This is a genomic window from Flavobacterium sp. (assembly GCF_044361065.1).
GTDB lineage: Bacteria > Bacteroidota > Bacteroidia > Flavobacteriales > Flavobacteriaceae > Flavobacterium.
Genome location: NZ_JBIKJI010000053.1, coordinates 1 through 11,729, shown reverse-complemented (window position 1 = coordinate 11,729; position 11,729 = coordinate 1). Strand labels below are relative to the sequence as shown.

The window sequence follows — 11,729 nt, the reverse complement described above, 5'->3', positions numbered from 1 at the left end:
GTTCATTTACCTTACAATAATTAGCATCTACACCTTTTAAATACGCTACGTGTTCTTTATTTTTATAATAAAACAAGGCGCGTTCTTCTACAATTTTGGTATAGGTTTTAAATTCTTTTGAAGATTTTAATTGTGAAGCTTGAGATTCGGATAAAAAAAATGATTTTCCTTTAAGGGTTTCAATACGTAAATCGGGATCGGTGGCATTGGAGAAACTTAAACTGAAATCGCGCAACCCGCTAAAAACAGATAGCACTACAAAAAGTGCCATTGCGCCAACAATAATTCCAAAAGAAGCAATAAACGTAATCACATTTATAGCGGTAGTTTTAGATAAACTAAACGCGTATCTTTTGGCTATGTAGAACGGAAAATTCAAATTATGATTTTTTTCGTTTTTCTAATAAATCTGGATTTTCAATTGGATTTTCTTTTCTTGAAAGTGCATTGTCAATTTTTTCTATGTAGTCCAAACTATCATCAATAAAGAAAATTAAATTCGGCACACGTCTTAATTGCAATTTTACACGTTGCGATAAATCGTGTTTAATTAAAGGCGCGTTACTTTTTATAGCTGCTAACAATTCTGGTCCTTTTTCGGAAGGAAAAACACTTAAATACACCTTTGCGATAGATAAATCTGAAGTTACATTTACTTTAGAAACAGAAATTATTAAATTAGAAATTGAATTTTTTCTAATCTCTCCTTGTAAAATATCTACTAAGTCAGTTTGCAATAATGCACCAATTTTTTTTTGTCTATTTGTTTCCATTGGGCAAAAATACAATTTTTACTCACAAAATAAGCAGAAATACATTTATGAATGTTTATTTTTGCATATTAATTCGTGTAAAAATGAGAAAAATAGAACATATTGGCATAGCCGTTCATAATTTAGAAAATTCAAATGAATTGTTTTCAAAACTTTTCGGACAAGCCGCTTACAAAACAGAAGAAGTAGCAAGCGAAGGTGTAAAAACCTCCTTTTTTATGTGCGGTCCAAATAAAATTGAATTATTAGAAGCCACAAATGAAAACAGCCCAATTGCTAAATTTTTAGAGAAAAAAGGCGAAGGCATTCATCATATCGCTTTTGATGTCGAAGATATTTATGCAGAAATAGAACGCCTAAAGCTGGAAGGTTTTACTGTATTAAATGAAACACCAAAAAAAGGAGCCGACAATAAATTAGTGGCTTTTTTACATCCGAAAACCACAAACGGCGTATTAATTGAACTTTGTCAAGAAATAAAATAGATTGATTTCAAGAACGTTACCCCACATTTTTAGAATCGATTAAAAAAAGATTTGCTTGCAATTAAAAATAGTAGTAATATTGCACCTCCAATAGAGGTCCTATAGCTCAGTTGGTTAGAGCACCTGACTCATAATCAGGTGGTCCCTGGTTCGAGCCCAGGTGGGACCACAACAAAACCCTTGTAAGTATCAGTATTTACAAGGGTTTCTTATTAAATGTTTTTTCGAATAAGAGATTACCCTCGAAGTTCATACATTCTGGCAATGTACTTTCCTACCACATCAAATTCCAAATTTACTTTTGTTCCAATCTCAAAAGTATGAAAAATAGTATGTTCGTAGGTATATGGAATAATGGCTACGCTAAAACTGTTTTTAGCTGAATTTACAACTGTTAAGCTGGTTCCGTTTACTGTTATAGAGCCTTTCTCTATAGTTATGTTATTAAGCTGAGCATCATATTCAAATGTAAATTCCCAGCTACCACTTTTTTCTTGAATACTTGTACAAACTGCGGTTTGGTCTACATGGCCTTGTACAATATGTCCGTCTAGTCTATCGCCTAATTTCATAGCTCTTTCGATATTTACTTTGTCGCCAATTTTCCACAAACCTAAAGTGGTTTTATTAATTGTTTCTTGAATTGCTGTAACTACGTGTTTGTTATCAAAAATTTCTACAACGGTTAAACAAACACCATTATGTGCCACACTTTGGTCAATTTTTAACTCATTCGTAATATTTGTTTGAATTGTTAAGTGTACATTTCCCTGGTCTTTTTTAATATCTGAAATTATTCCGAGAGTTTCTATGATACCTGTAAACATATGACGGTTTATTTTTATAAATTTGCATCAAAATTAAGAAATAAAAATGGTAAAACATTCAGAAAATATAATTGTTGGTGTTTCGATTGGAGACATGAACGGCATAGGACCAGAAGTCATATTAAAAACATTTGAAGATACCCGAATGTTAGACATCTGCACGCCAGTGATTTTTGCCAATGCTAAAATTGTTTCGTTTTTAAAAAGAAACTACAATTTAACTGCATTCATACAAGGCATAGATAAATTAGACCAAATTGTTTTGGGTAAAATTAATGTACTAAATGTTTGGCGCGAAGGTGTTAATTTAGAAAACGGCAAATTGGATGAAGAAATTGGCAAATATGCCATAAAATCGTTTCAAGCGGCTACAACAGCTTTAAAAAACAACCAAATTGATGTTTTAGTCACAGCACCAATAAATAAATACAACATTCAAGCAGAAGATTATAAATTTGCCGGCCATACTGATTATTTAAACGAACAACTTGAAGGGGAAGCCCTAATGTTTATGGTTCATGAAGACATAAAAGTAGGATTAATTACCGACCATATTCCGATTGCAGAATTATCAAAACATATTAATACTACATTAATTGAGAAAAAAATCAACACTATTAATCATAGTTTAATTGCCGATTTCAAAATAAACAAACCAAAAATTGCGGTGTTAGGACTAAATCCTCATAGCGGCGATAATGGTGTAATTGGCAAAGAAGATGATGAAATTGTGAAACCAAGTTTAGAGAAAATTTTTAAAAGTGGCATACAAGTTTTTGGTCCGTTTTCAGCAGATAGTTTTTTTGGTTCCAACCAATATAAAAATTACGATGCGGTAGTTGCGATGTATCACGACCAAGGATTAATTCCTTTTAAAACCCTGTCATTTGGTGAAGGTGTAAATTTTACTGCGGGTTTAAACAAAGTAAGAACTTCGCCAGATCACGGAACAGGTTTTGATATTGCAGGAAAAAATATAGCCAACGAAAGCTCTTTTAGAGAAGCCGTTTACAGTGCTATAGATATATATAAAAACCGTATGGAATATAATGAGCTTACTCACAATCCTTTGAAAAAAGGAACAGGAAAAGTTTAATTTAAAAAAAAGCAAAGAAAATTATTGTAATTCCAATATTTTTGTATCTTTGCACACCCTTATAAAAAGGGAAAAACTGATGTTATGGATATATTAAAAGAATTTTTAATCCCATTTTCAGGATTAAAACTGGGTAAACACCAGTTTGAATTTCAAGTAAACAATACGTTCTTTACTCATTTTGGCTATGACGAATTTAACGATTCTAACATCAAAATGAATGTAGTATTAGAGAAAAAAAGCAACATGCTTGAACTCAATTTTTCGCACAAAGGAATTATAAATGTTCCTTGCGATTTAACAAATGAAGATTTTGATTTACCTATTAAAGGAAAAATGAAACTTATAGTTAGATTTGGCGAAGAATTTAATGATGACAATGATGAATTTATCATTTTGCCTCATGATGAATTTCAAGTAAATGTAGCACAATATTGTTATGAAATGATGGTTTTATCGGTCCCAACCAAAAGAATACACACCGGAATAAAAGATGGAACTTTACAATCAGAAGCATTACAAAATTTAGAAAAATTTTCTCCAAAAGAAACAAAAGCACAAGAGATTAAAGAAATAGACCCAAGATGGGAAGGTTTAAAAAAACTATTAACGGATAAAAAATAGAATAAAATGGCACATCCTAAACGTAGACAGTCATCGACTAGAAGAGACAAAAGAAGAACACACTACAAAGCATCTGCACAACAAATTGCAACTTGCGTAGTAACCGGTGAAGCTCACTTATATCACAGAGCATACTGGTATGAAGGTAAAATGTATTACAGAGGTCAAGTTGTTATCGACAAGACTGAAGCAATGTTATAATTTCACTAAAATTATTGAGAAACTCTCACTTGCGTGAGAGTTTTTTTTATTTTACTGAAAATTATCTAATTGTATTTTTAGAAAATTCCGAAATAATTCGTAATTTTCGCCTCTTTACGCACACAAAGTTGCAAAGAAAATTATTTATTTATGAAATCGCCATAAACACTGTGTGCTTCGAAAGAAAATCACAAAGAAATAGCGACACATATGTTACCAAAAAAAATAACATTAAAAACATATGAATAAAATTACTGCCGCAATTACTGCAATTGGCTCGTATGTACCAGAATATGTATTATCAAATCAGGTTCTAGAAACTTTGGTTGATACCAATGATGAATGGATTACATCAAGAACCGGAATAAAAGAGAGAAGACTTTTAAAATTAGATGGCGAAGGAACTTCTTACCTTGCTATTAAAGCTGCTCAAAACCTACTAGAAAAAGCAAAATTAGACCCAAAAGAAATTGACTTGGTAATTATGGCAACTACCACCCCCGATTTGCCTGTAGCAGCAACTGGAGTATATGTAGCATCACAAATTGGCGCCACTAATGCCTTTGCCTATGACTTGCAAGCCGCTTGTTCAAGTTTTCTTTTTGGTATGTCAACTGCTTCAGCCTACATTCAATCTGGAAAATATAAAAAAGTGTTACTTATAGGTGCCGATAAAATGTCGTCTATAATTGATTATACTGACCGTGCCACCTGTATTATTTTTGGTGATGGCGCCGGTGCTGCCTTGTTTGAGCCGAATTTTGAAGGATTAGGATTACAAGACGAAATTTTAAAATCGGATGGAATTGGAAGAGAATTTTTAAAAATTGAAGCTGGTGGTTCTATTTTGCCTCCTTCTGAAGATACCATAAAAAACAAACAACATTTTGTATTTCAAGATGGAAAAACTGTTTTCAAACATGCTGTTTCAGGAATGGCTGATGTAAGTGAAAAAATTATGGAACGCAATAACTTATCGCACGATGATGTGAATTGGTTAATTGCGCATCAAGCAAATAAAAGAATTATTGACGCCACTGCAAGCAGAATGAATGTGGATGAATCTAAAGTGTTAGTCAATATTCACCGTTATGGAAATACTACTTCTGCCACATTGCCTTTGCTTTTAGCAGATTTTGAAGATAAATTTAAAAAAGGAGATAATTTAATTTTTGCAGCATTTGGAGGTGGATTCACTTGGGGATCTATCTATTTAAAATGGGCATATTAATAAAAACAAACTATAACTAAAACAACTTAATTATGGATTTAAAAGAAATTCAAAACCTAATCAAATTTGTATCTAATTCTGGAGTAGCAGAAGTAAAATTAGAAACGGGCGATGTAAAAATTACAATTAGAACTACCTTAGAAGGAAATTCTCAAGATATTACTTATGTGCAACAAGCACCTATGCAACAAGCAGTTCAGCAAGCGGCTCCTGTAGCTCCTGCAGCAATCGCTCCTGCTGCTGCGGCACCTGTTGAGACTGCTGTAGAAGATAATTCTAAATACATTACAATTAAGTCGCCAATGATTGGTACATTGTACAGAAAACCAGCTCCAGATAAACCAATGTTTGTTGAAGTTGGAAGTACTATCAGCAAAGGCGATGTAGTTTGTGTAGTTGAAGCCATGAAATTATTCAACGAAATTGAATCTGAAATTTCAGGGAAAATCGTAAAAGTATTAGTTGACGATTCTTCACCAGTTGAATTTGACCAACCTTTATTTTTAGTTGATCCATCATAATTATTTTAAATTCCAATATTTTAAATTCCAAATTCCAAAAAAAGTTTATTTTTAGGTATTGGAATTTGGAATTTGTTTATTGAATTTTTAAAAAAAAGATATGTTTAAAAAAATATTAATTGCCAATAGAGGTGAAATTGCTCTACGCGTTATTCGTACTTGTAGAGAAATGGGAATTAAAACAGTAGCCGTTTATTCTACTGCTGATGCTGAAAGTTTGCATGTTAAATTTGCAGATGAAGCGGTTTGTATAGGACCTGCGCCAAGTAATTTGTCTTACTTGAAAATGTCTAATATTATCGCTGCAGCTGAAATTACTAATGCTGATGCCATTCATCCGGGTTATGGTTTCCTTTCTGAAAATGCAAAATTTTCGAAAATTTGCCAAGAACACAACATCAAATTTATTGGTGCTTCACCAGAAATGATTGACAGAATGGGAGATAAAGCTTCGGCTAAAGCTACCATGATTGAAGCTGGTGTACCATGTGTTCCGGGTTCAGTAGGAATTTTAGACTCTTACGAACAAGCTGAGAAATTAGCCTCTGAATTTGGCTACCCAGTTATGCTAAAAGCAACTGCTGGTGGTGGTGGAAAAGGAATGCGTGCTGTTTGGAAACAAGAAGATTTATTAAAAGCTTGGGAAGGTGCTCGTCAAGAATCTGCCGCAGCTTTTGGAAATGACGGTATGTATCTTGAAAAACTTATTGAAGAACCAAGACATATTGAAATTCAGGTTGTAGGTGATGCTTATGGTAAAGCATGTCACTTATCTGAAAGAGATTGTTCTGTTCAACGTCGTCATCAAAAATTAACGGAAGAAACTCCTTCTCCATTTATGACAGATGAATTACGTGAAGCTATGGGTACTGCAGCAGTAAAAGCTGCAGAATATATAAAATACGAAGGTGCTGGAACAGTAGAATTTTTAGTGGACAAGCATAGAAACTTCTACTTTATGGAAATGAATACACGTATTCAGGTAGAACACCCAATTACAGAACAAGTTGTTGATTACGATTTAATTCGTGAACAAATTATGGTAGCAGCTGGAATTCCAATTTCTGGTAAAAACTATTTTCCACAATTACACGCAATTGAATGTAGAATTAATGCAGAAGATCCATATAATGACTTCCGCCCTTCACCAGGAAAAATTTCGGTATTACATTCGCCAGGCGGACACGGTGTTCGTTTAGACACACATGTTTACGCAGGTTATACGATTCCACCAAATTATGACTCGATGATTGCAAAGTTAATTACTACTGCGCAAACCAGACAAGAAGCTATAAACAAAATGAAACGCGCTTTAGACGAATTTCATATTGAAGGTATAAAAACCACAATCCCGTTCCACAGACAATTAATGGATCATCCGGATTATGTGGCAGGAAATTACACCACGGCCTTTATGGACACTTGGGTAATGGACACTAAAAAAGAAGAATAAAAAATAGGCTAGTCAATGACTAGCCTATTTTTTTTAAATCTTTTATTACACTAAACGCTAAATCAATTTGGTTTTCATTTACTACGATGGTAAATTCATTTGAAGTAGAAATTACCTCATCAATGACAATACCTTCCCAAGCTAACGATTGAAATATATAATAATATACACCCGGAACAGATACGTTTTCATGAGGTAATTTTACCGTTATAGAAGATAGATTTTCGTTTTTACTTATTAATTTTTCAGATTTTAAACAAGATTCTACCACATCATTAATTTCTGAGCTTACCACAATATTTGTTTCATTGACACCACGAGATGACGTGTAGAATAAATTTTTATTCGATTTGATTTCCGACATTAACTTGGTTTGATTTTCTAATAAAGTATCAGAAATTTCATAAGTATAATCCGTCAATGAAGATCGAACCGTAATTTCTCCAATATTTTGTAATACTCTAGATACTTTGTGATTAATTTTAAAATCAAGTTCTTCAGAAATTCTTTTTAACGCCATTACTACAGCGCCTTGCTTAATATCTTTACCTAAATATAATTCAATTTCAGGCATGATAATTCGGGCTAAAGAGGTTAAATTGATAATTCCTTCAGATAAAGAACTCAATAAAAATGGCTTGGTTTTTAGGTGTTTTTCAACAACTGAGGCTACTGTTTTCATAAAATTTGGGGTTTATTTACATACAAATATATAAATCCAAATTTTATTATTATAACTAATTGTTGAAATAATAGAAAGCCGCCTCTAAATGTTCTATGTCAAATGATGTACCAGTTGCGTGAATAGCGATAATATCAAATCGGACTTCAACGTCTAAATCATTGGCAATCACGTATTCATTGATGGCTTTTACTAAAAGTTGAATTTTTTTGGGCTTTACAAAATCTTGTGGTAAACCATAATCTAATGAAGAGCGTGTTTTCACTTCAATTACAGCCAAAATAGCATCTTTCTTAGCAATAATATCTACTTCTGCCTTTTGAAACGTCCAGTTGGTTTCTAAAATTTCATAGCCGTTTTTTTCTAAAAAATCTACAGCCAGCTCTTCTCCAAGCTTTCCTAATTCGTTGTGTTCTGCCATAGTTAAAATTCCAAAAATAAAATTCCAAATTCCAAAAGTAAGTTTCAAGATTGGAATTTGGGATTTTTTTATATTGTTATTTAATCAAATTTTAATTTGATTTCTTTTTCATTTACTTCAAATGCTACTTGTTGACCAAGAATTAATGTACGATTATCCGATTGATGTCCGGCTGGAAATTGAAATGCTATTGGAATACGATTTTCTTTAGCAATTTCTGTAATAATTTGTACTTCATTTTGCCCAAACGGAATTTCGTTATCGTGCATATCTGCCATACTTCCTACTATAATTCCTTTTACATTTTCGAAATAACCATTACGCTTTAAATTGTACATCATTCGGTCAATATGGTATAAATATTCGTCTAAATCTTCAATAAATAGAATTTTATCTTTTGTATCAATTGCTGATTTTGAACCTAATAAACTATACAAAATAGAAATATTTCCGCCAACCAATTCGCCCGAAGCAGATCCTTTTACATCATAACTTTTCGAAGGAATTGAATACGAAATAGTTTCTCCAAAAAGTGCTTTTCGTAAGGTTTCTTTAACTACTTCTGGTGCTGTAGGAACAGTAAACGGCATTATAGAATGCAAGGTTGCCACGCGTTCCACATTCAATTGACTATGCAAAACCGTTACATCTGAAAACCCCATAATCCATTTAGGATGTTTCTTAAATTTGGTAAAATCTAACGCATCTATAATTCTAACCGTACCATATCCACCTCGAGCGCACCAAATGGCTTTTACGTTTTCATCATCCAATTGTGCTTGAAAATCTGCTGCACGTTCGGTATCTGTACCACCTAATTGGCAATTATTTAAACCAATTGTGTTTCCTAATTTCACTTTTAATCCCCAAGATTCTAATAAATCAATAGCTGGTTTGGCATCTTCAGGAAAAAATTTTCTTGCTGTACAAACAATAGCGACAGTTTCTCCTGCCTTTAAAAATTGTGGTATAATCATAGAAATATAAATAAGAATTCAAAAATAAGGAATTTGAACAGAAAAATTCGTCTATTCCTATCAAATGAATTATTTTTGTATTAGTTTATAAACATATTAACTTCATAAATAAACTTAGCGATTTTAAATTTAGCTTTTTTTGTTATTTCAAATATAACGCAAAGTTTAGAAGTTTTCGCAAAGGAAAAAAAGAAAAATGACAGAAAATGAAATATCAAATAAAGTTATTGGAATCGCAATAGAAGTTCATAATGCATTAGGTCCAGGTTTACTTGAAAATGTATATAAAGATTGCTTATATTACAAACTCAAACAAGCAGGTTTGAAAGTTGAGAAAGAAAAATCAATTCCATTGATTTTCGAAGAAGTTAAACTTGAGAGTGGCTATCGAATTGATTTATTAGTCGAAGATAAACTAGTTATAGAGTTAAAAAGCGTTGAGATGCTTTCCGAACTTCATTTTGCCCAAACTTTAACTTATTTAAGGCTTGGCAAGTTCAAACTTGGCTTACTTTTAAACTTTAATTCCGTCCTTTTAAAAGAAGGCATTAGACGAGTTGTGAATAAATTATAATTTTCACGACATTTGTACTTTAATAACTTGAAATCGCTTTAGCGAAAAACTTAAAATTACTTTGTGAAGCTTTGCGAAAAACTTTGCACCTTTGCGTTAAAACAAAAAATTATGTTAGAAAATCCGAAAAGATATACCATTACAGCAGCACTTCCTTACACCAATGGACCCATTCATATTGGGCATTTAGCAGGAGTTTATGTGCCTTCTGATATATATTCAAGATATTTAAGATTACAAGGAAAAGACGTGGCTTTCATTTGCGGAAGCGACGAGCACGGTGTAGCAATCTCAATGAAAGCGAAGAAAGAAGGCATCACACCTCAACAAGTAATTGATAAATATGATGGAATTATTCGTCAATCGTTTTTAGATTTTGGAATTTCTTTTGATAATTATTCCCGAACTTCCTCGGAAATTCATCATAAAACAGCTTCGGAATTTTTCAAAAAACTTTACGATAACGGTGATTTCATCGAAGAAACTACCGAACAATTATACGATGCAAAAGCAGACCAATTCTTAGCAGACCGTTTCGTTACTGGAACTTGTCCAAAGTGCGACAACCCAGAAGCATATGGCGACCAATGTGAAAAATGTGGTTCGACTTTAAATGCAACCGATTTAATCAATCCGAAATCGACTATTACTGGAGAAACTCCGATATTAAAATCGACAAAACACTGGTTTTTACCTTTAAATCGTTACGAATCGTTCCTAAGAGAATGGATTTTGGAAGGTCATAAAAACGATTGGAAACCGAATGTTTACGGACAAGTAAAATCTTGGGTTGATGGTGGTTTAGAACCAAGAGCCGTAACACGTGATTTAGATTGGGGAATCGATGTGCCTGTTCCAGGTGCCGAAGGAAAAAAATTATACGTTTGGTTTGATGCGCCTATTGGTTACATTTCAGCAACTAAAGAATGGGCGGCTCGCGAAGGAAAAGATTGGGAACCTTATTGGAAAGATGCCGATACAAAATTGGTTCATTTCATTGGGAAAGACAATATCGTATTCCATTGTATCATTTTCCCAGCGATGTTAAAAGCAGAAGGAAGTTATATTTTACCAGATAATGTTCCTGCAAATGAATTCTTAAATTTAGAAGGAAATAAATTATCGACTTCTAAAAATTGGGCCGTTTGGTTACACGAATATTTACAAGATTTTCCCGAAAAACAAGACGCTTTGCGTTATGCTTTGACAGCAAATGCCCCAGAAACAAAAGACAACGACTTCACTTGGAAAGATTTTCAAGCCAGAAATAATAATGAATTAGCGGCGATTTTTGGAAATTTCATCAATCGTGTGGTGGTGTTAACCAATAAATATTACGACGGAATAGTTCCAACACCAAACGAATTTTCAGAAGTTGACGAGCAAACTTTAGCCGAACTAAAAGCCTATCCAGCAGTAATTTCAAGTTCAATCGAACGTTATAGATTTAGAGAAGCGTTGGGCGAATTAATGAACGTGGCCCGTTTAGGAAATAAATATTTAGCCGACGAAGAACCTTGGAAAATGATTAAGGAAAATCCGGCAAGAGTACAAACGCAAATGTATGTAGCATTGCAAATTGCTTCTGCATTAGCGATACTGTCAGAACCGTTTTTACCGTTTACTGCTGCTAAATTGTGCAACATTTTACAGATTAAAGTCAATAATTGGAATTTAGAATTTGAAAATTGGAATTTAACAAAACCTGGGCATCAAATTGGTCAAGCCGAAATTTTGTTTGCTCAAATAGAAGATGCAGAAATTCAGAAACAATTAGATAAATTAGAAGCAACTAAAACCGCCAATCAAGTGGAAAACGCAAAAGCTGAACCGCAAAAAGAAATCATCACTTTTGAAGATTTTG

The 11,729-nt window shown here is 33.0% G+C and carries 15 protein-coding genes and 1 tRNA gene; 10 read left to right on the top strand and 6 right to left on the bottom strand.

The annotated features are described in order from the left end of the window. Window positions 1–379 (bottom strand): ABC transporter permease (locus tag ACIQ11_RS04940; RefSeq protein ID WP_396153361.1); only part of this gene is annotated, 379 nt, incomplete at its 3' end. Between the two features lies 1 nt (window position 380). Continuing rightward, entirely contained in the window at window positions 381–773 is a 393-nt protein-coding gene (gene rbfA, locus ACIQ11_RS04935) for a 30S ribosome-binding factor RbfA (RefSeq protein ID WP_291241634.1), read from the bottom strand. Window positions 774–856: 83 nt separating this feature from the next. On the opposite strand from rbfA, the gene mce reads away from it, so the two are divergent. Beyond that, on the top strand, window positions 857–1,258 hold the full coding sequence (gene mce, locus ACIQ11_RS04930) for a methylmalonyl-CoA epimerase (RefSeq protein WP_353078643.1): 402 nt from the start codon (window positions 857–859) through the stop codon (window positions 1,256–1,258). 95 nt (window positions 1,259–1,353) lie between these two features. Then, window positions 1,354–1,427, top strand: a tRNA-Ile gene (locus ACIQ11_RS04925). A 67-nt stretch (window positions 1,428–1,494) separates the two neighbouring features. Here the strand turns inward: ACIQ11_RS04925 and ACIQ11_RS04920 are convergent. Next, window positions 1,495–2,085 (bottom strand): riboflavin synthase, encoded by a 591-nt coding sequence (locus ACIQ11_RS04920; RefSeq protein ID WP_396153359.1) that lies wholly within the window; start codon window positions 2,083–2,085, stop codon window positions 1,495–1,497. Between the two features lie 46 nt (window positions 2,086–2,131). On the opposite strand from ACIQ11_RS04920, the gene pdxA reads away from it, so the two are divergent. From pdxA to accC, 6 genes are all read left to right on the top strand, one after another. Continuing rightward, a complete protein-coding gene (pdxA, locus tag ACIQ11_RS04915; protein ID WP_353076736.1) occupies window positions 2,132–3,181 on the top strand; it encodes a 4-hydroxythreonine-4-phosphate dehydrogenase PdxA in 1,050 nt (349 codons plus the stop codon). Between the two features lie 84 nt (window positions 3,182–3,265). Continuing rightward, complete coding sequence (locus ACIQ11_RS04910) at window positions 3,266–3,805, top strand: DUF177 domain-containing protein (RefSeq protein WP_291241641.1); 540 nt, start codon at window positions 3,266–3,268, stop codon at window positions 3,803–3,805. 6 nt (window positions 3,806–3,811) lie between these two features. After that, on the top strand, window positions 3,812–4,006 hold the full coding sequence (gene rpmF, locus ACIQ11_RS04905) for a 50S ribosomal protein L32 (RefSeq protein ID WP_396153356.1): 195 nt from the start codon (window positions 3,812–3,814) through the stop codon (window positions 4,004–4,006). 241 nt (window positions 4,007–4,247) lie between these two features. Continuing rightward, on the top strand, window positions 4,248–5,237 hold the full coding sequence (locus ACIQ11_RS04900; protein ID WP_396153354.1) for a beta-ketoacyl-ACP synthase III: 990 nt from the start codon (window positions 4,248–4,250) through the stop codon (window positions 5,235–5,237). 32 nt (window positions 5,238–5,269) lie between these two features. Next, window positions 5,270–5,758 carry an acetyl-CoA carboxylase biotin carboxyl carrier protein gene (accB, locus tag ACIQ11_RS04895; RefSeq protein WP_396153352.1) on the top strand — a complete coding sequence of 163 codons (489 nt, stop codon included), beginning with the start codon at window positions 5,270–5,272 and terminating at the stop codon, window positions 5,756–5,758. A 100-nt stretch (window positions 5,759–5,858) separates the two neighbouring features. Continuing rightward, entirely contained in the window at window positions 5,859–7,211 is a 1,353-nt protein-coding gene (gene accC / locus ACIQ11_RS04890) for an acetyl-CoA carboxylase biotin carboxylase subunit (RefSeq protein ID WP_396153350.1), read from the top strand. Window positions 7,212–7,230: 19 nt separating this feature from the next. On the opposite strand, the gene ACIQ11_RS04885 is transcribed toward accC, so the two are convergent. The 3 genes from ACIQ11_RS04885 to ACIQ11_RS04875 form a co-directional block, all read right to left on the bottom strand. After that, entirely contained in the window at window positions 7,231–7,893 is a 663-nt protein-coding gene (locus ACIQ11_RS04885; protein ID WP_396153347.1) for an aspartate kinase, read from the bottom strand. Window positions 7,894–7,948: 55 nt separating this feature from the next. After that, window positions 7,949–8,314: a YraN family protein gene (locus tag ACIQ11_RS04880; protein ID WP_396153363.1), complete on the bottom strand. Its 366-nt coding sequence runs from the start codon at window positions 8,312–8,314 to the stop codon at window positions 7,949–7,951. Window positions 8,315–8,394: 80 nt separating this feature from the next. After that, window positions 8,395–9,291: an LD-carboxypeptidase gene (locus ACIQ11_RS04875; RefSeq protein WP_396153345.1), complete on the bottom strand. Its 897-nt coding sequence runs from the start codon at window positions 9,289–9,291 to the stop codon at window positions 8,395–8,397. Window positions 9,292–9,487: 196 nt separating this feature from the next. Here ACIQ11_RS04875 and ACIQ11_RS04870 point away from each other — a divergent pair, with 196 nt between their 5' ends. Both ACIQ11_RS04870 and metG read left to right on the top strand, forming a co-directional pair. Beyond that, window positions 9,488–9,865 carry a GxxExxY protein gene (locus ACIQ11_RS04870; RefSeq protein WP_396153343.1) on the top strand — a complete coding sequence of 126 codons (378 nt, stop codon included), beginning with the start codon at window positions 9,488–9,490 and terminating at the stop codon, window positions 9,863–9,865. 111 nt (window positions 9,866–9,976) lie between these two features. Then, window positions 9,977–11,729: methionine--tRNA ligase (gene metG, locus ACIQ11_RS04865; RefSeq protein ID WP_396153341.1), on the top strand; the 1,753-nt coding region annotated here is incomplete at its 3' end.

Coding starts and splice junctions, on each gene's coding strand:
- rbfA (WP_291241634.1), bottom strand. CDS start 773: ATGGAAACAAATAGACAAAAAAAAATTGGTGCATTATTGCAAACTGAC.
- mce (WP_353078643.1), top strand. CDS start 857: ATGAGAAAAATAGAACATATTGGCATAGCCGTTCATAATTTAGAAAAT.
- ACIQ11_RS04920 (WP_396153359.1), bottom strand. CDS start 2,085: ATGTTTACAGGTATCATAGAAACTCTCGGAATAATTTCAGATATTAAA.
- pdxA (WP_353076736.1), top strand. CDS start 2,132: ATGGTAAAACATTCAGAAAATATAATTGTTGGTGTTTCGATTGGAGAC.
- ACIQ11_RS04910 (WP_291241641.1), top strand. CDS start 3,266: ATGGATATATTAAAAGAATTTTTAATCCCATTTTCAGGATTAAAACTG.
- rpmF (WP_396153356.1), top strand. CDS start 3,812: ATGGCACATCCTAAACGTAGACAGTCATCGACTAGAAGAGACAAAAGA.
- ACIQ11_RS04900 (WP_396153354.1), top strand. CDS start 4,248: ATGAATAAAATTACTGCCGCAATTACTGCAATTGGCTCGTATGTACCA.
- accB (WP_396153352.1), top strand. CDS start 5,270: ATGGATTTAAAAGAAATTCAAAACCTAATCAAATTTGTATCTAATTCT.
- accC (WP_396153350.1), top strand. CDS start 5,859: ATGTTTAAAAAAATATTAATTGCCAATAGAGGTGAAATTGCTCTACGC.
- ACIQ11_RS04885 (WP_396153347.1), bottom strand. CDS start 7,893: ATGAAAACAGTAGCCTCAGTTGTTGAAAAACACCTAAAAACCAAGCCA.
- ACIQ11_RS04880 (WP_396153363.1), bottom strand. CDS start 8,314: ATGGCAGAACACAACGAATTAGGAAAGCTTGGAGAAGAGCTGGCTGTA.
- ACIQ11_RS04875 (WP_396153345.1), bottom strand. CDS start 9,291: ATGATTATACCACAATTTTTAAAGGCAGGAGAAACTGTCGCTATTGTT.
- ACIQ11_RS04870 (WP_396153343.1), top strand. CDS start 9,488: ATGACAGAAAATGAAATATCAAATAAAGTTATTGGAATCGCAATAGAA.